The sequence below is a fragment of the Methylobacillus rhizosphaerae genome, assembly GCF_900187985.1.
In the GTDB taxonomy this organism is placed as follows: domain Bacteria; phylum Pseudomonadota; class Gammaproteobacteria; order Burkholderiales; family Methylophilaceae; genus Methylobacillus; species Methylobacillus rhizosphaerae.
Genome location: NZ_FZOA01000003.1, coordinates 46516 through 69826 on the forward strand (window position 1 = coordinate 46516; position 23311 = coordinate 69826).

Annotated in this window: 19 protein-coding genes and 1 tRNA gene; 16 read left to right on the plus strand and 4 right to left on the minus strand. The window is 52.6% G+C overall.

Annotation, left to right across the window (positions count from 1 at the left end):
* Window positions 1-503 precede the first annotated feature (503 nt).
* On the plus strand, window positions 504-1031 hold the full coding sequence (locus tag CHB59_RS03965; protein ID WP_245835027.1) for a thermonuclease family protein: 528 nt from the start codon (window positions 504-506) through the stop codon (window positions 1029-1031).
* Between the two features lie 23 nt (window positions 1032-1054).
* Here CHB59_RS03965 and smpB read toward each other — a convergent pair whose 3' ends face one another.
* Window positions 1055-1519, minus strand: a complete 465-nt coding sequence (gene smpB / locus CHB59_RS03970; protein WP_089375130.1) for an SsrA-binding protein SmpB — start codon at window positions 1517-1519, stop codon at window positions 1055-1057.
* A 141-nt stretch (window positions 1520-1660) separates the two neighbouring features.
* Here smpB and CHB59_RS03975 point away from each other — a divergent pair, with 141 nt between their 5' ends.
* The 8 genes from CHB59_RS03975 to CHB59_RS04010 all read left to right on the plus strand — a co-directional run bounded on the left by CHB59_RS03975 (window position 1661) and on the right by CHB59_RS04010 (window position 9791).
* Complete coding sequence (locus CHB59_RS03975; RefSeq protein ID WP_089374946.1) at window positions 1661-2092, plus strand: type II toxin-antitoxin system RatA family toxin; 432 nt, start codon at window positions 1661-1663, stop codon at window positions 2090-2092.
* Window positions 2089-2421 carry an RnfH family protein gene (locus CHB59_RS03980; protein ID WP_089374947.1) on the plus strand — a complete coding sequence of 111 codons (333 nt, stop codon included), beginning with the start codon at window positions 2089-2091 and terminating at the stop codon, window positions 2419-2421. The genes CHB59_RS03975 and CHB59_RS03980 overlap by 4 nt, the downstream gene beginning before the upstream one ends.
* A 196-nt stretch (window positions 2422-2617) precedes the next feature.
* Window positions 2618-4078: an IMP dehydrogenase gene (guaB, locus tag CHB59_RS03985; protein ID WP_089374948.1), complete on the plus strand. Its 1461-nt coding sequence runs from the start codon at window positions 2618-2620 to the stop codon at window positions 4076-4078.
* Window positions 4079-4237: 159 nt separating this feature from the next.
* The gene (gene guaA, locus CHB59_RS03990) at window positions 4238-5818 is read left to right on the plus strand and encodes a glutamine-hydrolyzing GMP synthase (RefSeq protein WP_089374949.1); all 1581 of its coding nucleotides are present in this window, start codon (window positions 4238-4240) and stop codon (window positions 5816-5818) included.
* 38 nt (window positions 5819-5856) lie between these two features.
* A complete protein-coding gene (gene trpS, locus CHB59_RS03995; RefSeq protein ID WP_089374950.1) occupies window positions 5857-6876 on the plus strand; it encodes a tryptophan--tRNA ligase in 1020 nt (339 codons plus the stop codon).
* Between the two features lie 157 nt (window positions 6877-7033).
* Window positions 7034-7531 carry a GreA/GreB family elongation factor gene (locus CHB59_RS04000; RefSeq protein ID WP_089374951.1) on the plus strand — a complete coding sequence of 166 codons (498 nt, stop codon included), beginning with the start codon at window positions 7034-7036 and terminating at the stop codon, window positions 7529-7531.
* A 14-nt stretch (window positions 7532-7545) separates the two neighbouring features.
* Window positions 7546-8151, plus strand: a complete 606-nt coding sequence (locus tag CHB59_RS04005; RefSeq protein WP_089374952.1) for a nitroreductase family protein — start codon at window positions 7546-7548, stop codon at window positions 8149-8151.
* Window positions 8152-8195: 44 nt separating this feature from the next.
* A complete protein-coding gene (locus CHB59_RS04010) occupies window positions 8196-9791 on the plus strand; it encodes an ABC-F family ATPase (RefSeq protein WP_089374953.1) in 1596 nt (531 codons plus the stop codon).
* A gap of 67 nt (window positions 9792-9858) precedes the next feature.
* Here the strand turns inward: CHB59_RS04010 and yegD are convergent, their stop codons facing one another.
* Window positions 9859-11118 (minus strand): molecular chaperone, encoded by a 1260-nt coding sequence (gene yegD, locus CHB59_RS04015; protein ID WP_089374954.1) that lies wholly within the window; start codon window positions 11116-11118, stop codon window positions 9859-9861.
* A gap of 229 nt (window positions 11119-11347) precedes the next feature.
* Here yegD and CHB59_RS04020 point away from each other — a divergent pair, with 229 nt between their 5' ends.
* From CHB59_RS04020 to CHB59_RS04035, 4 genes are all read left to right on the plus strand, one after another.
* Window positions 11348-12223, plus strand: coding sequence for a DMT family transporter (locus tag CHB59_RS04020; RefSeq protein WP_089374955.1), 876 nt, complete (start codon window positions 11348-11350; stop codon window positions 12221-12223).
* 112 nt (window positions 12224-12335) lie between these two features.
* Window positions 12336-13388: an energy transducer TonB gene (locus CHB59_RS04025; RefSeq protein WP_089374956.1), complete on the plus strand. Its 1053-nt coding sequence runs from the start codon at window positions 12336-12338 to the stop codon at window positions 13386-13388.
* Between the two features lie 66 nt (window positions 13389-13454).
* A tRNA-Ser gene (locus CHB59_RS04030) sits at window positions 13455-13542 on the plus strand.
* Between the two features lie 112 nt (window positions 13543-13654).
* A complete protein-coding gene (locus CHB59_RS04035) occupies window positions 13655-14092 on the plus strand; it encodes an ASCH domain-containing protein (protein WP_143738689.1) in 438 nt (145 codons plus the stop codon).
* Window positions 14093-14125: 33 nt separating this feature from the next.
* Here CHB59_RS04035 and CHB59_RS04040 read toward each other — a convergent pair whose 3' ends face one another.
* Together CHB59_RS04040 and CHB59_RS04045 are read right to left on the minus strand one after the other, a co-directional pair.
* Window positions 14126-14818: a DUF2490 domain-containing protein gene (locus tag CHB59_RS04040; protein WP_089374958.1), complete on the minus strand. Its 693-nt coding sequence runs from the start codon at window positions 14816-14818 to the stop codon at window positions 14126-14128.
* A 155-nt stretch (window positions 14819-14973) separates the two neighbouring features.
* On the minus strand, window positions 14974-17136 hold the full coding sequence (locus CHB59_RS04045) for a TonB-dependent siderophore receptor (RefSeq protein ID WP_089374959.1): 2163 nt from the start codon (window positions 17134-17136) through the stop codon (window positions 14974-14976).
* Between the two features lie 137 nt (window positions 17137-17273).
* On the opposite strand from CHB59_RS04045, the gene pepN reads away from it, so the two are divergent.
* From pepN to CHB59_RS04060, 3 genes are all read left to right on the plus strand, one after another.
* Window positions 17274-19877 carry an aminopeptidase N gene (gene pepN / locus CHB59_RS04050; RefSeq protein WP_089374960.1) on the plus strand — a complete coding sequence of 868 codons (2604 nt, stop codon included), beginning with the start codon at window positions 17274-17276 and terminating at the stop codon, window positions 19875-19877.
* A gap of 155 nt (window positions 19878-20032) precedes the next feature.
* Entirely contained in the window at window positions 20033-21454 is a 1422-nt protein-coding gene (gene mltF, locus CHB59_RS04055) for a membrane-bound lytic murein transglycosylase MltF (protein ID WP_089374961.1), read from the plus strand.
* A gap of 96 nt (window positions 21455-21550) precedes the next feature.
* The gene (locus CHB59_RS04060; protein ID WP_089374962.1) at window positions 21551-23311 is read left to right on the plus strand and encodes a cation:proton antiporter; all 1761 of its coding nucleotides are present in this window, start codon (window positions 21551-21553) and stop codon (window positions 23309-23311) included.

Below are 23311 nucleotides of genomic sequence, written 5' to 3' on the forward strand. Positions count from 1 at the left end.
GCTGGTGGGTTTAGGTGATAGATGTGTATACCAGACCTGTATATATTTTACGGGTCCTTCTAGGTGTTTCCCCTATCACGGGTAATTCGAACCCCGATCAGTTTCCAGTCACAGAGTTTTACTAAGGGGGTTATGTTATATCGGGATGGATAGAGCAGATGGAATTTTTATTTCTGATGCTAACTTCATGCATTGCCAGGTTAAAAATATTCCACCAGCAAACAGAGTGACAATGACAAAATTGGGGTAACTTTGGGGGTAACTCAAAAAATAAAAACAACAAGATCATTGCAGCACAAGGAATTCAAAGATTTGTTAGATTGACCCCGGCACCATATTCCAATATCAAGCAACATCAAAACCTCTCAAAAAGCCCGTGATTACTGATTCCGGGCTTTTTTATTTAATACAGTCTAATCCTGTTCGCTACAACCATCAGGTTCAGTTTTCCCACATCATCTGCTTTATACTGTCTCCCAACTTTCACCCACGTGACATGATTCATGTTGACACCCTACTCTCGTCTCTTGCGCTCCAATATATATTGTCTGCAACGCTTGCTGATTTGTGTGTTTTTCAGCTTGGCAAGCACCTCTGTCCTGGCTGCCACGCTCACCGGCAAGGTTATCCATATCGCCGATGGCGATACGTTGACTATCATAGCGAACAATACTCAGCACAAGGTCAGGTTATTGGGGATTGATGCGCCGGAGAGGCAGCAGGCGTATGGAAAGCAATCGCGTGTGGCGCTCAACCGGGCCATCAATGGCAAGGTGGTGACTATCGACTGGAACAAGCGTGATGATTACGGACGCATAGTCGGGAAAGTGATTTACAACGGTCAGGACATCAATTTGCAGCAGGTCCAGAAAGGCATGGCCTGGCATTACAAGTATTTTGAGCGTGAGCAGGAGCCGGAAGATCGCTCGCGTTATGCGCAGGCAGAATATCAGGCAAAGCGTGATAAACAGGGTTTATGGCAGGATGCCAAGCCTGTGCCGCCATGGCTGTATCGCCGGGCCAAGAAATAACCGCAGGCAGACTGCTGCGGCAATCAGGAATTTGCCTGGGATTTGACGTATTTCTTCATGATGGAGCTCTGCTCGCGCTTCCAGTCTTTTTCCTTTTCGCTGTTGCGCTTGTCATATTGTTTTTTGCCCTTGGCCAGGCCAATCTGCACCTTGATGCGCCCACGGGTGTAATGCATGTCCAGCGGCACCAGGGTATAGCCGGCACGTTCCACCTTGCCGATCAATTTGGCAATTTGCTCGGAATGCAACAGCAGCTTGCGCGTGCGGATTGCGTCCGGCCGCACATGAGTGGAGGCTGATCCCAGCGGAGTGACGTGGCAACCGATCAGGTAGATTTCACCGCGCTGGATAATGACATAGGCTTCTTTCAGCTGGATGCGGTTTTCACGGATAGCCTTGACTTCCCAGCCTTCGAGCACAATACCGGCTTCGTATTTTTCTTCGATGAAATAATCGTGAAACGCTTTTTTGTTCTGGGCGATACTCATGGTGGCGTAATACTTATATAGTGAGAACAATTTGTCGGCTGGTGCGGTTGCGATGGACGAGCCATCCAATCTTCACACAGGTTTGCAGCTTGCCGGCAAATATGGCTTAAAATTGGCATTTTACTCTAGATCGTGAGACGAATGGCACAGGTTGAAAAAACAGTCCTGGTGGGACACTCTGCAGAACACATGTTCAATCTGGTGGACAATGTCGAGGCCTATCCCGGCTTCCTGCCATGGTGCGGCGGCGTGGACCTGCTCCAGCGGGATGAGTCTGTCACGGCTGCTACATTGCATATTGATTATCACGGCCTGAAACAGCATTTCACCACCGAGAACCATAAGACCTTCCCCACCAGCATGGAAATCCGTCTGAAAAACGGTCCATTCAAGCACCTGGAAGGTTTCTGGCGCTTTACGCCACTGGCAGAAAATGCCTGCAAAATAGAATTCAAACTGCAATACGAGTTTTCCAGCTTTCTGCTGGAGAAACTCATTGCCCCGGTATTCAGCCATATCGCCAACACTTTTGTAGAAGCCTTCGTGCAACAAGCCGACAACGTAGCACCATGACAACCCGTATTCCTGTTGAGGTAGCCCACGCCCTGCCGGAAAAGCAGATGATCCTCAAAATTGAGGTTGCGCCCGGCACTACGGCACTGCAAGCTGTCCTGCAATCAGGCATCAGTGATCACTTTCCCGGACTGGATACCAATCAGCTCGGCATTTTCGGCGAGGTGGTACAAACCGACCATATCCTGCAGGCACAAGACCGGGTGGAGATTTACCGCCCACTGTTGGCGGACCCGAAAGAAGCAAGACGTAAACGCGCCAGCCGCGACGCCGCACCAAGAAAAGGGGCGCGCAAGACAACCCCGTCAGTTGCTGTCAGAACACGTTGACCCATGCTGGACACCTGAGGCCAGGTTTTACCATCGAAAATATCACCATGAAAAATGTCGATGACACGCGACACAGAGGCATTGCAGCTCTTTTCAATTTGCAGCATAGCAGCTTAATATCAACCCACTTACTATCAGGGTGATTTACCACAAGGACACTACCCGGTATAATTGCCTTTTGCCGGAAAGATATTTTATGCGTCTGTTGCAACAAGCGCTTACTTTCGACGATGTTCTACTGGTACCAGCACATTCCAACGTGCTGCCACGCGAAGTAAGTCTCGCCACCAAGCTCACCCGTTCCATCACTCTCAATATCCCCTTGATTTCTGCCGCCATGGATACCGTGACGGAAGCTCCTCTGGCCATTGCATTGGCGCAGGAAGGCGGCATGGGGATTATTCACAAAAACATGACTATTGCTGCCCAGGCAGCCCATGTCTCACGCGTCAAGCGTTTTGAATCCGGCGTGGTCAATGACCCAGTCACCATCCAGCCTCACCTGACCGTACGTGATGTGCTGAAACTGACACGCCAACACAAGATTTCCGGCCTGCCCGTTGTCGACGGCCAAAAGGTGGTTGGCATTGTGACCAACCGTGACCTGCGCTTCGAAACCAATCTGGACCAGGCCATTTCCAACATCATGACCCCTCGCGAGCGTCTGGTGACAGTACGCGAAGGCGCCAGCCTGGAAGAAGCCACGGCCCTGCTGCACAAGCATCGCCTGGAACGTGTTCTGGTCATCAATGACGATTTCGAGCTCAAGGGCTTGATCACAGTCAAGGATATCCAGAAATCCTCTGACCACCCGAATGCAAGCAAGGACGAAAAAGGCCGCCTGCGCGCAGGGGCTGCCGTTGGTGTCGGTGAAGGCACGGAAGACCGCGTTGCCGCACTGGTTGAAGCTGGCGTGGACGTAATTGTGGTCGATACCGCACACGGTCATTCCCAAGGCGTGCTTGACCGCGTCAACTGGGTCAAGAAGAATTTCCCGCAAGTGCAGGTCATTGGCGGCAACATCGCCACTGCAAGCGCAGCCAAGGCGCTGGTTGACGCTGGCGCTGATGGTGTCAAGGTCGGTATCGGCCCAGGTTCCATCTGCACCACCCGCATCGTGGCAGGTGTCGGCGTGCCGCAAATCAGCGCAGTGAGCAATGTGGAAGAAGCCTTGCGTGGTACAGGGGTACCCTTCATTGCCGATGGTGGCATCCGCTTCTCCGGTGACATCTCCAAGGCAATTGCTGCCGGTGCTTACTCCGTCATGCTGGGTGGCATGTTTGCCGGCACTGAAGAAGCCCCAGGCGAAATCGAACTGTTCCAGGGTCGCTCCTACAAGTCCTATCGTGGCATGGGTTCTATCGGCGCCATGGAAAAAGGCTCCAGCGACCGCTATTTCCAGGACAACAACGGTAATGCCGACAAACTGGTGCCTGAAGGCATTGAAGGCCGCGTGCCTTACAAAGGCAGCGTGCTCGCTGTGATCCACCAACTAATGGGCGGCCTGCGCGCCTCCATGGGTTATGTCGGCTGCAGCACCATCGAGGAAATGCGTACCCGTGCTGAATTTGTGCAGATTACTGCTGCCGGCATGAGTGAATCTCATGTGCACGATGTGCAAATCACGAAAGAAGCACCTAACTACCGCATAGACTAAGCATAGTCATGGTAGTTGCACTCCATGCATCCAATCCGGCATTCGTTGCAACAGCGGCCTTAGTGCCTGCTGGATTGGCCGCACAGGAGTACATAAATTTACAGACCAGTCCGGCACGCCGGGCTGTTTTTTAACCTTATTCCAGGCGTTTGAGCGTTCATGCAACAAAAAATCCTGATTCTTGATTTCGGTTCCCAATACACCCAATTGATCGCACGTCGCATCCGCGAAGCGAACGTCTACTGCGAATTGCATTCCTGGGATGTCAGCGATGACTTCATCCGTGAATTCAATCCCGCTGGCGTGATCCTTTCCGGTGGCCCCAACTCAGTCTATGAAGATGAAACGCCCCGCGCGCCACAAAGCGTATTTGAGCTCGGCATACCGGTATTGGGCATCTGCTACGGCATGCAGACCATGGCCGCGCAACTGGGCGGCTCCGTGGAAAATGCAGCCAAGCGCGAATTCGGCTACGCTGAAATCCGCGCCCAGGGCCACTCTGCCCTGCTTAAGGATATTCAGGACAAAAGTAATGAACAAGGCCACGGCCTACTGGACGTCTGGATGAGCCACGGCGACAAGGTTACCGCCCTGCCCGACGGCTTCAAGATCATTGCCAGCAACAGCTCCACGCCCATCGCTGGCATGGCAGATGAAAACCGTCGCTATTACGCCGTGCAATTCCACCCTGAAGTCACCCACACCAAGCAAGGCAAAGCGCTGCTGAGCCGCTTCGTGCACGACATTTGCGGTTGCGACCAGAGCTGGAACATGCCCGACTACGTGGAAACCGCCGTGCAGCGCATCCGCGACGAAGTCGGTAGTGATGAAGTCATCCTAGGCCTGTCTGGCGGCGTCGATTCATCCGTGGCTGCAGCCCTGATCCATCGCGCGATTGGCGACCAGCTCACCTGCGTCTTCGTCGATAACGGCCTGCTGCGTCTCAACGAAGCCGAACAAGTCATGGAAACCTTCGCCAAGAACCTCGGCGTCAAAGTCATCCACGTCGATGCCAGCGCCAAATTCCTCGGCGACCTTGCCGGCGTCAACGACCCAGAAGCCAAGCGCAAGATCATCGGTCGTGAATTCGTCGAAGTATTCCAGGCAGAATCCGCCAAACTGTCCAAAGCCAAATGGCTGGCACAAGGCACTATCTACCCTGACGTCATTGAATCTGCTGGCGCCAAGACCAAGAAGGCTCACACCATCAAGAGCCACCACAACGTTGGCGGCCTGCCCGACACCTTGAAACTGCAATTGCTGGAACCATTGCGCGAACTGTTCAAGGACGAAGTGCGCGAGCTCGGCGTAGCCCTCGGCCTGCCTCACGACATGGTTTACCGCCACCCCTTCCCCGGCCCCGGTCTTGGCGTACGCATCCTCGGCGAAGTCAAGCGCGAATATGCCGACCTGCTGCGCCGCGCCGACCATATTTTCATCGAAGAACTGCGCAACACCAAGGATGTCGATGGAAAATCCTGGTACGACAAAACCTCACAGGCTTTTGCCGTATTCCTGCCAGTGAAGTCAGTTGGCGTCATGGGCGATGGCCGCACCTACGATTACGTAGTCGCCCTGCGCGCAGTCGTCACCACAGACTTCATGACCGCACACTGGGCCGAACTGCCTTACGACCTGCTAGGCAAAGTCTCCAACCGCATCATCAACGAAGTACGTGGCATCAACCGCGTCGTGTACGACATCTCCGGCAAACCGCCGGCGACGATTGAGTGGGAATAATTGCCTCACTCGTTTGAATGTAAAAGAATAGAGAACAGATGAGCTCCAAATCCATTATCCTCACCGGCGACCGCCCGACTGGTCCCCTGCACCTTGGACATTTCGTTGGCAGCCTGCGCAATCGTGTCAGTTATCAGCATGAATACAAGCAATTTGTCATGTTGGCCGATGCGCAGGCCCTGACTGACAACATGGATGACATTGAGAAAGTCCACCGTAATGTGGTTGAAGTGGCGCTGGATTACCTGGCAGTTGGCATTGATCCCAAGCTTTCCACCATTTTCATCCAGTCGCAGGTGCCGGAGCTGACAGAGCTGGCCTTCTATTACCTGAACCTGGTCACGGTGGCACGTCTGGAGCGTAACCCAACCGTGAAGGAGGAAATCCGCCTGCGTGACTTCGAGCGCGATATTCCTGCCGGTTTCCTCACCTATCCTGTGAGCCAGGCGGCTGACATCACAGCATTCAAGGCAACACTGGTGCCAGTAGGTGAAGACCAGATCCCGATGATCGAGCAGACCAACGAGATCGTGCGCCGCTTCAACCGACTGTACAAGAACCCGGCTACCAAGGAGGAAATCCTGGTGGAAACCAAGGCTCTGGTACCGGAAATCGGCCGCCTGCCCGGTATCGACGGCAAGGCCAAGATGAGCAAATCACTGGGCAATGTAATCAACCTGGGCGCCACTGCCGATGAGGTCAGCAAAGCAGTGAAGAAAGTCTACACTGACCCACTGCACCTCAAGATCGAGGACCCAGGCCATGTGGAAGGCAATATCGCCTTTACCTATCTGGATGCGTTCGATACCGACAAAGCTGCCGTGGCGGAGTTGAAAGACCATTACACCCGCGGCGGCCTGGCCGACAGTATTGTGAAAAAGCGCCTGGAAGCTGTGTTGCAGGAAATGCTGGAACCAATCCGCACCCGCCGTGCAGAACTGGCCGAAGACAAGGGCTATATCCTGCAACTGTTGCGTGAAGGCACAGAGCAGGCACGTGAAGTAGCCGCAGGCACCACGGATGAAGTAAAAGCTGCCTTGGGGCTGAATTACTTCTAGCCAGATTGGTGGTAGTAAGCACGAAAGCGGCTCTTCGCAGCCGCTTTTTTATTGCCTACAACTCAGCTTGCCTTTCACAACCATCCGCCACAGATACTTCCAATCCCAAAGAAATCAGCGTTTGGGTTATAATTCAGGGTTTTATGGATCGTGCGCCATGAGCCGTGGATTTGTAAAAGAGGATGACCTGGAGCGCGCTGGCACAGACTTGCCGGAACGGCCGCTCAGCCCACATCCCAATTACGTCACTCCCAATGGCCTCAAACAACTGGAGCAACAGGCCAGCAAGCTTGAGCAGGAGCGTGTACCTCTTGCTCTGCGCAAGGAAGACCCTGTGGCCCAGCAACGTCTTGCCATGATTGATCGTGATCTGCGCTATTTGCAGGCAAGACTGGAGTCTGCCATCCCGGTTGAGCCGGGTACCCAGCCTGCTGATACTGTCTTGTTTGGTACTTCTGTTGCAGTGGAAGATGAGGACGGCAATCATCACACTTTCATGATTGTGGGAGAGGATGAAGCTGACATTGCCATCAATCGTGTCAGCTGGGTATCGCCGCTAGCCAGGGCCCTGATCGGGCAGAAAGTCGGTGACAGCGTAATCTGGCATCGTCCAGCTGGCGATCTGGAACTGGAAATTGTCGCAGTGCATTATTAAGGAATGCTGTTGTTATGAATGTCATTGAAGCCATTAAAAATCGTCGCTCCGTCAAAGCATATGACGCTACGCATGCTATGCCCGAAGCAGATATCGAAAAGTTGATGTCGCTGGCTGTGCTCTCTCCTACCGCCTTCAATATCCAGAACTGGCGTTTCGTACTGGTACAGGATCCCGAGCTACGCAAACAAGTACGGGCTGCCAGCTGGGATCAGGCACAGGTAACGGACGCCTCGTTGCTGGTCGTGCTGACTGCCGACCTCAAGGCCTGGGAAAAGGAACCGCGCCGCTACTGGCGCAATGCCGATCAACCGGTTCAAGATTATCTGGTGAATGCCATTGATGGCTATTACCGTGGCAAGGAACAGGTGCAGCGCGATGAAGCCATGCGCTCCTGCGGCATGGCGGCTACCACGCTGATGCTGGCTGCCAAGGCAATGGGTTACGATTCCTGCCCGATGGATGGCTTTGATTTCGATGCTGTCGCCAAGCTGCTCAACCTGCCTGCCGATCATACTCCCGCAATGTTTGTTGCCATCGGCAAGGGCTTGCAACCAGCCAAACCACGTGGCGGACAACTTGCACTGGATGAAGTTGTCATCCGCAATACATTCAAGTAGTACCATCAAACACAGAATATTTTAGGATTTTTTAGGGAAACGCCGTGTTAATCAGCAACAACATCACTATGCAGTTTGGCGCCAAGCCATTATTTGAGAATGTATCAGTCAAGTTTGGTGAAGGTAACCGTTACGGCCTGATTGGTGCCAACGGCTGTGGTAAATCAACTTACATGAAAATCCTGGCTGGTGTACTCGAACCAACCGCCGGCAATATCTCGCTGGATACTAATGAGCGTATGGCTTTTCTGCGCCAGGACCAGTTTGCTTATGAAGATCAACGTGTCATCGATGTAGTGATGATGGGCCATGAGCAAATGTGGAAAGCCAATGTAGAAAAGAATGAAATCTACATGAACCCGGAAGCCACGGAAGACGACTATATGCGCGCTGCCGAGCTGGAGGGGGTTTACGCAGAATATGACGGTTATACCGCTGAAGCCCGTGCAGGCGAGTTGCTATTGGGAGTGGGTATACCCATTGAGCAACACAACGGTCTGATGAGTGCTGTTGCACCAGGCTGGAAATTGCGTGTACTGCTGGTACAAGCTTTGTTTGCCAATCCTGATATCCTGCTGCTGGACGAACCGACCAACAACTTGGATATTAATACCATCCGCTGGCTGGAAGATGTGCTGAACAACCGTGACTGCACCATGATCATCATCTCACACGATCGTCACTTCCTGAATCAGGTATGTACGCATACTGCCGATATGGACTACAGCAAGCTGACAGTTTATCCCGGCAATTATGATGATTACATGGAAGCATCTACCCAGGCGCGGGCGCAACAAGCCAAAGATAACGCCAAGGCCAAGCAACAGATTGCCGACCTGCAGGAGTTTGTACGTCGCTTCTCTGCCAACGCTTCCAAGGCCAAGCAGGCAACCAGCCGTGCCAAGCAAATCGACAAAATCAAGATTGAAGAATTCAAGCCTTCCAGTCGCCAATATCCGTTCATCCGCTTTGAGTATGATGACCGGGAGAAACTGCATCGTAATGCGGTAGAGCTAAAGAAAGTCAGCCATGGCTTTGATCGCCCATTATTCAACGATGTGGAATTGATCTTTGAAGCAGGTGAAAAAGTCGCCATTATCGGTGAAAACGGTATCGGTAAAACCACATTCCTGCGTTGCCTGGCAGGTGACCTGACACCACAGCACGGCGAAGTGAAATGGACTGACAAGGCCAAGCTGGGTTACTTTGCGCAGGATCATGAATACGAGTTTGAAGAAGACCTCAACCTGTTCGACTGGATGTCGCAATTTACCCAGCAAGGTGACGACGACCAGTCAGTACGCAGCATGCTGGGACGATTGCTTTTTTCCGGTGAAGATACCAAGAAATCAGTAAAAGTGCTTTCAGGTGGCGAGAAAGGCCGCATGCTTTACGGCAAGCTGATGCTGGCGCGCACCAATGTATTGCTGATGGATGAGCCCACCAACCACATGGATATGGAGTCCATCGAAGCACTGAATACTGCGCTGGATAAATATAAAGGCACTCTGTTCTTTGTCAGTCACGACCGTGAGTTCGTCAGCTCGCTGGCTACCCGCATTATTGAGATCAAGGCCGATGGCATTGTAGATTTCAGCGGCAATTACGAAGACTATCTCACCAGTCAGGGCGTTGAATAACACTGCCTGCGGAATGAAAAAAGGGTTGCTACGGCAACCCTTTTTTATTCATCCAACATCCGCAGCACTACCCGGCAAAATGCCTGCTGGCAAATACACTGAGCCCACACGCAACACTGCCATGCATGTTGCCTGAAACAAACGGCACAGCATCCCCCACCACATTGCGGATCACCTGCTGGATAACAGGTGACACCGCAGATCCGCCAGTCAGGTAGATTTTGTCTATGGCCGTCTCACTTGCCTGACGCGCATCCTCAATCACTTGCCGGATTTTTTCTGTAGAACGCTCGATGGCCGCGCGAAAATCTTCGCGGGTGACATGGGTTTGCAAATCATCTTCCACATAATCCAGGTTCAATATATGTGAATCCGCATCCGACAAGGCAATTTTTGCCAGCTCTGCGCTGCGCACCAGATGACTGCTCAGCTTGTCCAGCCAGACAGTGTAAAGTCGTTCCCGCTCCAGGCTCGCCTTGCCATGAATCGGCATTTCAAATCGGGAATAGAATGCCTGCTGGCTAGGGATACTATTGACGGAAATGGCATCGAACGCTTTGTTGTGCAACTCATCCGTGCCACGCCCAAACAAGGGCATGATGTTGTGCCAGCCCAGATTGATGTCCAGGTCCACCCCACCCACCCGGTTACCGGAATAAGCCAGCAGATCCGCGCTACGTTCACGCTTTTCGCGATACGAAGGCCCAACGCGAACCACGGAACAGTCTGTAGTACCACCACCCACATCCACGACCAGCAGCACCTCATCCTGATTCAATCCCTGCTCATAATCCAGCGCCGCCGCCAATGGCTCATACATGAAGACAATCTCCTGCAAGCCTGCTTCCATTGCGGCATGCTCCATGATCGCCAATGCCTGCTTGTCGCCCTGCTCACCGCGAATGCCATGATATCGGATAGGCCTGCCAATCACCGCCTGTGTCAGATCGTGCCCGTAAAACGTACGCGCTTGCTCCAGGATATGCGTCATCATGCGAGCAATCACCACCTCAAAAAAATCCATCTGGTCTTTATTGAGATCGCTGCCAAGAAACACTTTGGGAGATTTCATGAACAAACCATCGCCAGGATGGCGGATATAGCTATCTATGGCTTGCGTGCCATATAACAAACCTTCGGCATTGCCCAGCTGCTGGCGAATGGAACGAGATGTAATATCTTCATTGAGCTCATGTTCAGGGAACGCACGATAAATGGCGGAAGGCAGATATACACTGCCCGCTTCAAGCTGTGCCTGTATGACCTTGCCTGCCCTGACAATGCCCAGAGATGAATTGGAAGTCCCGTAATCTATACCACAATGCATGTTGACTACCTGCGAACGCCGTTAAGGCATGCTGAAAAGTGTTGCATTATACGCGGCAAGCACTTCCGCTTACTTTTAATATGCCTGATTCCGAGTCAGGCACAATTCATCGACAAGGGATGAGGCTTTCGTTCCCCAGCTGCAGATATCACAATAGCTATGGCTTTGATACACTGGGCACTTATCTCCAGACCGCTCCCAGCCACCAGCCTTTTCTCTCCAGACATTCATGCCACAACACTCAAAAACACAAATCCTCCAGGGAGTGCTTTACATTTTTGGTGCCATTTTCCTGTTTGCAGGCAGTGATGCGCTCTCCAAGTATCTGGCCGGATTTTATGCCGTCGTCATGGTGATCTGGATACGTTATGTCGTGCACAGTGGCCTCATGCTGGCTGTGATGCTGCCACACTCGGGCTTTACCGTGTTCAAGACTCGGCAGCCCGGGCTGCAACTGCTGCGCGGGCTGTGCATGGTCGGTACCAATATGCTGTTTATCTCCGCCCTGCGCTATATTCCGCTGGCGGAAGGCACTGCCATCGTCTACCTCACTCCGCTGATCGTCACGGCGCTATCAGGCTCACTACTTGGGGAGCGCATCACGCGCTTACAATGGTTCGCCGTCTCATTGGGCTTTATCGGCGTGCTGGTCATCCTCCGGCCAGGTGGAGCGCTATTCACCCCGGTCAGCTTACTGGCAGTGGGCGCTGCATGCACCTTCAGCCTGTATCAACTCATTACGCGCAAGTTGAACACTACAGATAGTTCCGCCACCACCAACCTGCTCAGCGGCTTGATCGGCAGCACCGTGCTCGGCTGCATCGCACCATTTTTCTGGCAAAGTCCCAGCGCCTATCACTCCATGCTGTTATTGGCACTGGGAGCCTCGGCCCTGGCAAGCCATCTTCTGCTGACAGAAGCCTACCATCATGCCAACCCATCCACGCTGGCCCCCTTTACCTATGCCCAGCTCATCTTTGCCGGCCTGATCGGCTATATCACTTTTGGCAACATCCCTGACATCTTCGGCTTCATCGGTATCGGTATCATCTGTGCCAGCGGCATGCTGGTACTGTGGCACCAGGCCAACCCGATCCGTCCATGATAGAAACGCAGCAACAGATAGCGGACAATCCGCTATCTGTTGATTCATACACAGCGCGCGCACCATCTTTCTGTTACCATCAAACCAGCAGAGTTGGATAGAATATCCCGGCATGAACCATGCATTCCACATCAAGCATCACCCGGGCCAACAGAAAAAACCAAGGGTTGATGTTCGCAAGCTACTCCAGCTCTCTGCATGGCTATGGCTCATGCTCCTGCTGGCCGACAATCTTCACGCGGAGCCTCTAGCCACCGATACCTGCCAGAACAGCTTTCAGCTCAAACGCCTCGATGACAAAGTCACTCTGTATCTGAACATCGAACAAATCTGTGCAGGATTCCATCAACTCATCAGTCAGCAACTCGCTCCCCTGCTGTCCGAGCATGATCAACCCAACATCAGCCGCATCATTCTGGATTACAGAAACCCACATATCGCAACTGACCGTTACGGTATCAGCGCCCTGTTTGCACTGCTGCTTCGCCCCTATTACATACTGGGCACCTACCAAACCGGCAAGAACACTCGCGTCTACACCAATCGTCTGGCTGATTATGTAACTCCTGACAGTGCTGGAGACAACCCGGACCTGAAAGACCTGTATCAGAAACTTGCTGATGCAAGCGTTGCCGTCCTCATCAGTGATCAGACCGCACAGACAGGCATCAAGCATGCCTTGCTCCTGCAATTATTCCGCGATGCCGAGCTTTATGTGGAAGGCGATGGTGACTATCCAGCCGACCAAACACATACCTCACTGCAAGATAGCGTCCACTCTGTTTCCCCACAGCTCAAAAAGATCAAGTATCCACTGCCCGGCACGGCTTGCTACCAACCCATTGCCCGGGAGCTGAATAAAGTCATCTCACAAGCACATGCCGCCTCCCTCGTCTATCCCGCAACTGCCCGCGCACGGCAGCAGAGCGGCACAGGCTATGTCATGTTTTTCGTCAACGAACAACTGGAAGTTTCAGACCCTATCATTGCCCAATCCACAGGCTCCAGCAGGCTGGACCTTGCCATGTTAAACAGCATAGACAACATGCAACTCACCCCTTACGCCGATACCCTGCATATTCCCGCAGACTGTCATTTCCGTGTGGCTCCCATCATCCCTGTCACCTTCGCACCCAACAAAGAAGAAAACCAGGAGCAACCTTGACGGCTGCCGACATGCAACACGGTTAAATTTACTTAGATATAGCTGTCAGCTATAATCCACGACCTCGGAGAGGTGGCAGAGCTGGTTGAATGTACCTGACTCGAAATCAGGCATACGTGAAAGCGTATCGGGGGTTCGAATCCCCCCCTCTCCGCAACTTGGCGCGGCTTTCGCCAATTTGACAGTGACCTCCACAAGGCCAGGATCAACACCTTGCCCTGCCCCATGAACGCCATCCCCATCATCTCCCTCTTGCCTGAGCAACCATGAAAGCACTCTCTTTTTATCAACCCATCGCCTGGATGCTGGCGCATGGTCATTTTGTCGTCGATGACAGAACCTGGATTCCCTATTACCGCGGCCCTATCGCCATTCATGCCAGCAAGACCGGGCTTGAGGAATACATTCTTTACTGTCGGCACATTGCCGGAGTGGATGTGCCTGACATGGCTGACCTTGAACGGGGCGGTATTGTCGGGATAGGCGAGCTGGTTGATGTGCTGCAGCCCGGCGATTCAGGTGGATTCCCCATTGAAAAGCGTGCCTACAGCGGCCCCGGCCATTATGGGTTGGTGTTTGCCAATGTCAGGCCCATTGAATTTATTCCCTGCCGAGGCAAGCCTGGATTGTTTGATCTCGACTTCGATCCACAAACCTATCAAGCACCTAAAGTGGTTGATCCGCAGGGAAGTTTGTTCGACTGATATACCAGCCAGCGTATCTGAGATGGTTACTCTCTAGAATTTGAATCCCAGAGTGGTGGTGAGGATATGGTTGTCGCGATTGGTCGTGCGGGTATTGATGAATTGGTTGAGATAGCCAGCTTCAATATTCGAAGATTCATCCAGCTTCCAGTTGAACCCAAGAAAAAGGCGATTCTGGTCTATGCCGCGATAAGTTCCCCAGTCCGTGTTATTCATGTTAATGAACAATTCATCCGAGACGACCAGGGAAAGCTTGGGATCAATGGAAAGCGGCGCTGTAGCCTTGATCATCTGGCGCAAGCGATGGCCTGTGTCATGATAACCCTCGCGCCGACGCTGCTCTAGTCGGGTACGGTTTGTGAAAGTAACAGTTGAGACAGGATCAAAGTGGTATTTAAACTGTTCCCATACGCGATATTCATTCAGGGTGGATTTGCCAGCCGGATGGCGGACAATGGTGTCATGCCCCAGCCACAGGCTGGTTTTCGGATTGAGTGCATAAAACACTGACGGGCGCAGGTACAACTGGTCAAGGTGCCGCCCTTCTTCGCGCCAGCGCGGATTGGTATCCATACTCCAGAAGAAATGCTTGATCGGTAATCGGCCTTGCAGGTGCAGATTAAACCAATATCCACCATCAATTTCAGTATCCGCTGCCGCATTCTGGCCAGTCATCAATAATGCCATTGCCATCAGCCCGCAGAATGGGCGTAGTACTGTATACATACGCTGAAAAGCTCCATAAATAAAAACCGGTTGCGCTTCAATTGAGCGCTATCTGGACAATTAGTTCAAATCAGCCCTACACACTAGCTGCTACCCTGCCCCAATAAAAAAGCCCCGTAACCGGGGCTTATGATTGCTGATGATGGAGTCCTGTATTACCAGTGATAGCTCAACTGCGCATCGACTGTGCGGGATGTACCGTAGTAGCAATAAAAATCGCAGGCACTGAGGTACTCCTTATTCAGCAGGTTGGTGGCATTCACCTGCAGGTTCCAGTGCGGTGTCAGAGGATAACTCGCCATGGCATCCACCAAGGTATAGGAAGATACCTTGTACCCAGGGTAATAGCGCTCGTCCTCGGTACTACCGTTGTAACGGACACCCAGACTCAGCCTGAGGCCATTCAGTATCGTACCCTGGGTGTGCTTGTAACTGACCCTGGCGGCTACCTGATGGTCGGGAATCAGCGGCGCTTTCACTGTCTGGCTGACACTCAAGTCTTGCTCGGCATTATTGCGGGTATAACTGAATTTTGCCGAGACATTGTCATTGATCAGCCAATCTGATTGCAGCTCGATACCACGGTTACGGCGTTCACCTGCCTGGATCTGGACGTTGGATGCATCGGACACCAGCGCATTTTCTTCCTTCAGGTCAAAGAATGCCAGATTGAAGCTTCCTCTCATCCAGCTCGGTTCATACTTGAAACCCACTTCCAGCTGCTTGCCTTCATAGGGTTTGTAAGCCCGTCCGTAATCATCAGCACCCAGCGCAGGATTGAAAGAAGTGGAGTGGCTGACATAAGGTGAGAGCCCAATCGGCGTACGCACCATGATGCTGGCATTGTGAGTATTCTTGCCCCCTTTATCAGCATGATGCTTCAGGTCAATGTAAGAACTGCTCTCATAGTTATCACGCCTGACACCCAGGTTCACCAACACAGTATCATTCCAGTTAAACTGGTTGAACAAGTATAAGCCCTGCTGCTTGAGCCTGAGTTCATAAGGATTCGCTGTCACGGTGAATGGCGCACCATATTGTGGATTGAACATATCAATCGGCGGAACATAGCCAAACCCGTTATTCTCGGCATCTGTCCTGCTGCGCTTGTAATCCCAGCCAAGCATGATGGTATTTTCAATATCTCCTAACAGAAACGTCTTGCTCAAACGGTTATCGACACTATGCACCGTGGATTGGCCATTCAGGTAGGAATAGCCGCGCGTGGCAAGCCGGTCTTTGTCAGACTCCCAGGCAAACACTCCCAGAAAGTCGTGATCCATTTTGCCGTAGCGGTAATTCTGCGTGAACTTCAGGCGCTGGCCGAAATCGTGGCTGAATTCATAGCCAATGGAATATTGGCGGCGTTCAAAGTAATCACGGCTGGGTTCGCCCAGATTTGTGTCGTAACCGATCTTGCCATAAGGCGTACGAATCAGGGATCCATAGCCCGGCATAAATCCATTGGTCGGCGTGCCTTGCTTTTTCAGCAGGCTGGCCAGGACGGTCAGGCTTGTGCGATCCGTAATATCCCAGGCGATACTGGGAGCGAAATAGTATTGCTCCATCCCGGTATGATCAATGGGAAAGTTACTTTTCGAATACGAACCAACGAGGCGATAGCGCACACCATTCAATTCACTGAGGATACCGTTATAGTCCCCGCTGATGGTTCTGCGGTTGAAATTGCCTACACTGAGATTGATTTCACCAGCCTCAATATCCTTGGGACGCTTGGACATCAGGTTGACAGTTCCGCCTGCATCCGTTGCCCCGTAATTGAAGGAATTGGCGCCTTTCAATATTTCAACTTTTTCCAGGCCGTAAAGCTCTTGCTCCCAAACAAAAAAACCATTGTTGGAAATTGCGGTGCCATCCAACGTAGTATTAGCATCAAATCCCCTGACCTTGAACCAGTTGGATTTATTGTCCATACCAAACTGCTGACTAAGCACGCCTGCTTCGTATAGCAGCAGGTCATCCAGTTTCCTGTTGGCGCCGATATCTTCGATATCCTGTTCATTGATAATGGACACAGATTGCGCCGTCGATTTGAAATTATCTCCACTTTTATCTGCCGAGCCTACAACAGTCACAACAGGAAGCGCTGTCTGTGCTTCATCATCGCCAGCTGTATCTTGCGCGTAAGCTATTACACAGCTTTGACACAAACCAGCCATTAATAACATCTGCTGCGCGAGCTTAAGCTTTCTACTACCCGAATATTGATACATCACCCCCCCTTTTTTTCTGATATCTGCAATATGCAATTTGCACAGATTATCTTTGCAAACCCCACAAATGATATTAATTACCATTACCAATTATGCAGGGTGAGATGGAAATTGTAAATTAAACGCAGGGAAAATCCTGTTCCACTCCTGCGCAAGCCTCAAAACACTGCAATCTCTTTTATACTATCGATAACATTCCATTTTTGAAGAAATACCCGCTCATGTTTCCTGATACCGATACTGCCCCGCAAACAATTTATCTCAAGGATTACACGCCAGCACCTTACCTGGCGTCGCATATTGCCCTCACATTCGAACTGTTTGAGGATCGCACCATCGTCAGGTCTGAAGTCACTTATCGCCGTAATCCTGCCTCCTCGTCCGATACACTGGTTCTCAATGGCCAGGATCAGGTACTGCTGGCAGTAGAGCGCGATGGGGCAGCATTTGACGGCTTCACACTCGCAGAGCAGAAAATGGTAATTGAACAGGCAGGCGAGCAATTCACGCTGGCCATCACGTCCGAGATTCATCCTGAAACCAATACGGCGCTGGAAGGCTTGTACCAGTCGCAGGGAACATTCTGCACACAGTGCGAAGCGGAAGGCTTCCGCCGCATCACGTTTTTCCAGGACAGACCAGATGTGCTGAGCACTTTCTCGGTACGCATAGAAGCAGACAAGCAGCGCTACCCTGTCCTGTTGTCCAATGGCAACCTGCAGGAATCCGGCGACCTGGCGCAAGGACGTCACTTCACCGCCTGGCACGACCCTTTCCCCAAGCCTTGTTACCTGTTTGCCTTGGTGGCAGGCGATCTGGTGCGCATCGCGGATACTTTCCGCACCCAGTCTGGCCGCGATGTGGATCTGCATATTTATGTCCGCAAGGGTGATGAAGGACAATGTGCTCATGCCATGGCCTCACTCAAGAAAGCCATGAAGTGGGATGAAGAAAAATATGGCCGCGAATATGAGCTGGACCTGTTCAATATCGTCGCAGTCAGCGACTTCAATATGGGTGCGATGGAAAACACCTCGCTCAACATCTTCAATACCAAGCTGGTGCTGGCGCATCAGGAAACTGCCACAGACGCAGATTTCATCAGTGTAGAAGCCGTGATCGGTCACGAATATTTCCACAACTGGACCGGCAATCGCGTCACTTGCCGCGACTGGTTCCAGCTTTCCCTGAAGGAGGGCCTGACTGTTTTCCGCGATCAGGAATTCAGCGCAGACATGAACTCACGTGCCGTGCAACGTATTGATGATGTCGATCAGCTGCGCCGCCTGCAGTTCCCGGAAGATGCCAGTCCGCTCGCGCATTCCGTGCAGCCGGACAACTTTATCGAGATCAGCAATTTCTACACCATGACCGTGTATGAAAAAGGCTCCGAGCTGATCCGCATGCAACATACCCTGCTGGGTGCAGACAATTATCGTCAGGCAACAGATCTCTATTTTTCACGCTATGACGGCCATGCGGTCACCATCAATGATTTTGTGCAGTGCATGGCCGATGCCTCCGGACGTGATATGTCGCAATTCTTCCGCTGGTACAAGCAGGCTGGCACTCCCAGCCTGCAGGCCAGTGGTCGTTATGATGCAAACAACAGTCGATATACCCTGACGCTGCGCCAGTCCCAGCCAGATACACCGGGCCAGACTGGCAAACAGCCTCTGCTGATTCCTGTGGCTGTCGGTCTACTGAATGCCGATGGTATGGAAACCCACGCTACGCAAGTGCTGGAAATGACAGAGCGCGAGCAGGATTTCACGTTCGAAAACGTCGCAAGCCGTCCTGTGCCTTCCATACTGCGCGGCTTTTCCGCCCCCGTGAAACTGTCTACAGACCTGAGTGATGATGACTTGCGCCTGCTGCAGCTCAGAGATACGGATGGATTCAACAAATGGGAAGCAGGCCAGACCATTGCCCTGCGTACCATCCAGCGTGTCATGGCCGATGCGCAAGCGGATACTTCTCAGTTCATCGAGGATTTTGGTGCCCTGATCGAGCAAGGTCTGCGCAAGGAAACCGACAAGGCATTGCTGGCCCGCGCCCTGTCCCTGCCTTCCATTGCAGTGCTTTCCCAAGCTCAGGAAGTTGTTGATCCGGCCTCCATTGACCAGGCACGCACCAGCATACTCAAGAGCATCAAGCAGGCGCACAAAGATGCCCTAGTACGCCTGTATGAATTCAACAGTGACGATGGTGCCTTTTCCATCACGCCACAAGCCATGGGACGCAGGGCATTGCGCAATGTAGCGCTGGAGTTGCTGACTGTCAGCAATGGCACGGGATGCGCCGCACGCGCCAAGGCGCATTATGCACAGGCCAACAACATGACTGACCGGGTCGCAGCCCTTTCCTGCCTCGCAGACAGCATCAAACCGGAGCGTGATGAGGTATTTACAGACTTTTATGAACGCTTCAAGGATTATCAGCTGGTCGTGGACAAGTGGTTCGCGTTACAGGCCATCGCCAATCGCGCAGAGATATTTGAAGACTTTGCCAAACTGCGCCGACATGCGGAGTTCAATATCCGTAATCCCAACCGGGTACGAGCGCTCTACTCTGCGTTTGCCGTCAATAACCCGGTGAAATTCCATGACCCCAGCGGCCAGGGCTACGCCTTGGTGCGCGATGCCATCATCGAGTTGAATGCCATCAACCCGCAGATTGCCGCACGCCAAGTCACGCCTTTCCGTGAATGGCGGCGTTATGCCCCTGCCCTGCAGAGCCAAATGCAACAAGCACTGCAAAGCATCATGGAAACCCCAGGTCTATCCAATGATGTATTTGAAGTCGTCAGCAAGTGCCTGAAATAGTCATTCCTTCCTGCCGGCGCCTTTACCGTGAAACTGCACAGTAAAGGCGCCAATGTCGCATCCTGGCTGCATTCCTGCACTGGGCAGATGGCCAAAAAAGCACTAAAGATCATTCTGACTGGACAAAGACAGCAATCTTTAGGAAACTCTGCCTGATGCGTTCACTGGTTATTCTTTTGCTGGTGCTGCTGTTGATGGGCTGTCAGGAATCAGGCTCATCACTGGCAGACCCTCGTACAACCAAGGAAATCATTGTGGTGACCCACAGTGGTCCCAGTACTTATTATTACAGCGGCAATAATCAATATGCCGGGCTTGAATATGACCTGGTACGCAGCTTTGTACGCGAGCTGGGTCCGGAATACAGCGTCAAGTTCCTGATTGTGCAGAATATTTCCCAGGTCATCCCCGCGCTGCGTAAACACAAGGCACATTTTGCCGCTGCCGACCTCAGCGTTACTGCCGCGCGTGAGCGCATGGTCAAGTTCACGCAGCCTTACCAGAGTGTCCAGCAACGCATTATCTACAATACCGACCGCACGCGAGCCCCCTCCAGCATCAAGGACCTGCTCAACAAGCACATCACGGTTTCTTCCGGCACCAGCTATGCAGAAAGCCTGCGCCGCCTGAAAGGCAAAGAGCCGCAGCTGCACTGGAGCGAGACTTCACATGCCAACTCTGATGAATTAATGACCCAGGTGGCCGAAGGTAAGCTGGATTTCACCATTGCCGACAATCATCTGATTGCATTGATACAAAACTATTATCCCAACCTTGCCGCCAGTGACCTGCCACTGGAAGTACCGGAGCAGATAGCATGGGCTTTTGCCAAAACAGGAGACCCCTGGTTGTATGAGCAGGCCAACGCTTTTTTCACTCGCATCCGCAAGGATGGCACCCTGCGCAACCTGATTGACCGCTACTACGGCCACACCGATCGCCTCAAACCCGTGGATGTCACGACTTTCATCCAGCGTTCAGAAACCCTGCTGCCACAATACAAGCGCATGTTTCATGATGCTCAGGAGCTGACCGGGCTGGACTGGCGGCTGATTGCCGCCGTCGCCTATCAGGAATCCCACTGGGACAGGTTTAATACCTCGCCTACCAATGTACGCGGCATGATGATGCTGACTGAGGAAACAGCTGACCGCCTGGGTGTCACAGACAGGCTGGATGCTCGGCAAAGCATCACGGCTGGCGCCCGTTATATCGTCATGCTGAAAGACTCCATTCCCGAGGGTGTAGCCGAGCCGGACAGGACCTGGCTGGCACTTGCAGCCTACAATATCGGCTATGCCCATTTGCTGGATGCCCGTACGCTGGCTACGCGCCTCAAGCTCAACCCGGATCGCTGGGTCGATGTGAAGAAAACGCTACCCCTGCTGAGCAAGGACGAATACTACTCCACGCTCAAGTTCGGCTTTGCCAGGGGCGGCGCGCCTGTCGTCTTTGTGGAGTCGGTGCGTACTTATTACAAGATACTCGCATTGAGAGAACCAAGGCATATCCCTGTATTTCCCAGTTTTGAATTGACGGACTTCAGCGGCTTCAACAATTCCCTGAGCCAGGAATAATTCGCAAATCGTTTGTTTTCCTGCCCTTGACTGGATCAGTCTCGTTATAAAATACGCATTCTGAACCCGGCCTTATAACAAGAAAGCACACAACACATGCACGCCGCTGCCTTCATACAAGATCTTGCCGTCATCATGCTGGTGGCTGGCATGGTTACCATTTTATTCCACCGCATGAAGCAGCCGGTGGTACTTGGCTATATTCTCGCAGGCCTGATCCTTGGTCCACATACCCCGCCATTCTCCCTCGTGCATGACAACCACACCATCGAGATTCTTGCCGAACTCGGCATTGTGTTCCTGATGTTTTCACTCGGGCTGGAATTCAGCCTGCGTAAACTGCGCGCTGTAGGCGCCACAGCCGTGGTCGCCGCATCAGTCGAAATTATCGTCATGGTATGGCTGGGATATGAGATCGGTAGCCATTTCGGCTGGAAACCCATGGACTCCATCTTCCTTGGCGCCATGCTGGCCATTTCCTCCACCACTATCATCGTCAAGGCGCTGGATGAGCTCAATATGAAGCATGAGCGCTTTGCCCAGATGATTTTTGGCGTGCTGATTGTCGAGGATATCCTCGGTATCGGCATCATCGCCCTGCTCTCCGGCATTGCCGCCACCGGACATGTATCCACCATGGATGCTGCCATCACCATCTCCAACCTTACATTGTTCATGGTGGTGGCCCTGGTGCTGGGCATCATTTTTGTCCCCAAACTGCTGGAATACGTTGCCAGCTTCAAGCGTGACGAGATGCTGCTGATCACGATTCTCGGCCTGTGCTTCGGTTTCTGTCTGCTGGTGATGAAACTGGATTACAGCATTGCGCTAGGTGCTTTCATGATCGGTGCCATCATGGCGGAGTCACGCCGCATTCGCGCCATTGAGCGCCTGATCATGCCCATCCGCGACATGTTCAGCGCCATTTTCTTCGTTGCCATCGGGCTGATGCTGGACCCCGCCATTATTATCGAACACGCCAAGCCGGTCATGGTCGTGATCGTAGCCATCATTTTCGGCAAGATATTTGCCTGCACACTGGGCACCATGGCGGCTGGCAATGACGGTCGCACCTCCTTGCGTGTGGGTATGGGGTTATCCCAGATCGGCGAGTTTTCCTTCATCATTGCCTCCCTCGGGCTGACATTGGGTGTCACTAGCTCCTTCCTCTACCCGATTGCGGTAGCCGCCTCCGTCATCACCACCTTGACCACGCCTTACCTGATCAAGGCGGCCGACCCACTTTCCAACAAGCTGGCCCGCAACCTGCCAGGAAAGATCTCGCAATTTTTCCGCCTTTACCGTAACTGGCTGGACTCCAACAGCCACGCCCCAGACAGCGACGGCGCCATTCTCGCCGGCATCTACCGTAAACTGCTGTTACAGGTCTTCGTGAACTTGTGCATGGTCAGTGCTCTCTGTCTCGGTGCTGTCTGGCTGGCTAACGATTATCTGGTCAGCCGTCCCTCCCCCATGCGCGACATCATGTGGCAACAGGCGCTGATCTGGGGCACATCCTTGTTGCTGGCAGCCCCTTTCCTCATTGCAGCATTCAGGAAACTGCAATCGCTGGGCCTGCTGCTGGCTGACCACAGCACACAAGGCATGACAGGCAGCGATTGCAGCCGCGTGCAGCGTTTCATTGCCAAGACCGTCAATGTCCTGGCTATCGTCAGCATGACATTACTGGTACTGACATTGAGTCACAAAATCATGCCAGCGCTGGATGTGCGAGTTGTCGCCCTGCTGATCATCGCCGGACTGGTATCTCTGCTCTGGCGCTGGTTTGTCATGCTGCATTACCGTATGCAGATTACACTGATCGAGACGCTGACCCAGGACAAGGAAGAGCATTAA

Excerpts from the sequence above, each read along its gene's own strand:
- CHB59_RS04025 (WP_089374956.1), top strand. The coding sequence starts at position 12,336 with ATGAACCATGCATTCCACATCAAGCATCACCCGGGCCAACAGAAAAAA.
- CHB59_RS04045 (WP_089374959.1), bottom strand. The coding sequence starts at position 17,136 with ATGGTAATTAATATCATTTGTGGGGTTTGCAAAGATAATCTGTGCAAA.
- pepN (WP_089374960.1), top strand. The coding sequence starts at position 17,274 with ATGTTTCCTGATACCGATACTGCCCCGCAAACAATTTATCTCAAGGAT.
- CHB59_RS04035 (WP_143738689.1), top strand. The coding sequence starts at position 13,655 with ATGAAAGCACTCTCTTTTTATCAACCCATCGCCTGGATGCTGGCGCAT.
- mltF (WP_089374961.1), top strand. The coding sequence starts at position 20,033 with ATGCGTTCACTGGTTATTCTTTTGCTGGTGCTGCTGTTGATGGGCTGT.
- CHB59_RS03980 (WP_089374947.1), top strand. The coding sequence starts at position 2,089 with ATGACAACCCGTATTCCTGTTGAGGTAGCCCACGCCCTGCCGGAAAAG.
- guaA (WP_089374949.1), top strand. The coding sequence starts at position 4,238 with ATGCAACAAAAAATCCTGATTCTTGATTTCGGTTCCCAATACACCCAA.
- CHB59_RS04040 (WP_089374958.1), bottom strand. The coding sequence starts at position 14,818 with ATGTATACAGTACTACGCCCATTCTGCGGGCTGATGGCAATGGCATTA.
- CHB59_RS04020 (WP_089374955.1), top strand. The coding sequence starts at position 11,348 with ATGCCACAACACTCAAAAACACAAATCCTCCAGGGAGTGCTTTACATT.
- CHB59_RS03975 (WP_089374946.1), top strand. The coding sequence starts at position 1,661 with ATGGCACAGGTTGAAAAAACAGTCCTGGTGGGACACTCTGCAGAACAC.
- CHB59_RS03965 (WP_245835027.1), top strand. The coding sequence starts at position 504 with ATGTTGACACCCTACTCTCGTCTCTTGCGCTCCAATATATATTGTCTG.
- yegD (WP_089374954.1), bottom strand. The coding sequence starts at position 11,118 with ATGCATTGTGGTATAGATTACGGGACTTCCAATTCATCTCTGGGCATT.
- CHB59_RS04000 (WP_089374951.1), top strand. The coding sequence starts at position 7,034 with ATGAGCCGTGGATTTGTAAAAGAGGATGACCTGGAGCGCGCTGGCACA.
- CHB59_RS04005 (WP_089374952.1), top strand. The coding sequence starts at position 7,546 with ATGAATGTCATTGAAGCCATTAAAAATCGTCGCTCCGTCAAAGCATAT.
- guaB (WP_089374948.1), top strand. The coding sequence starts at position 2,618 with ATGCGTCTGTTGCAACAAGCGCTTACTTTCGACGATGTTCTACTGGTA.
- trpS (WP_089374950.1), top strand. The coding sequence starts at position 5,857 with ATGAGCTCCAAATCCATTATCCTCACCGGCGACCGCCCGACTGGTCCC.
- smpB (WP_089375130.1), bottom strand. The coding sequence starts at position 1,519 with ATGAGTATCGCCCAGAACAAAAAAGCGTTTCACGATTATTTCATCGAA.
- CHB59_RS04060 (WP_089374962.1), top strand. The coding sequence starts at position 21,551 with ATGCACGCCGCTGCCTTCATACAAGATCTTGCCGTCATCATGCTGGTG.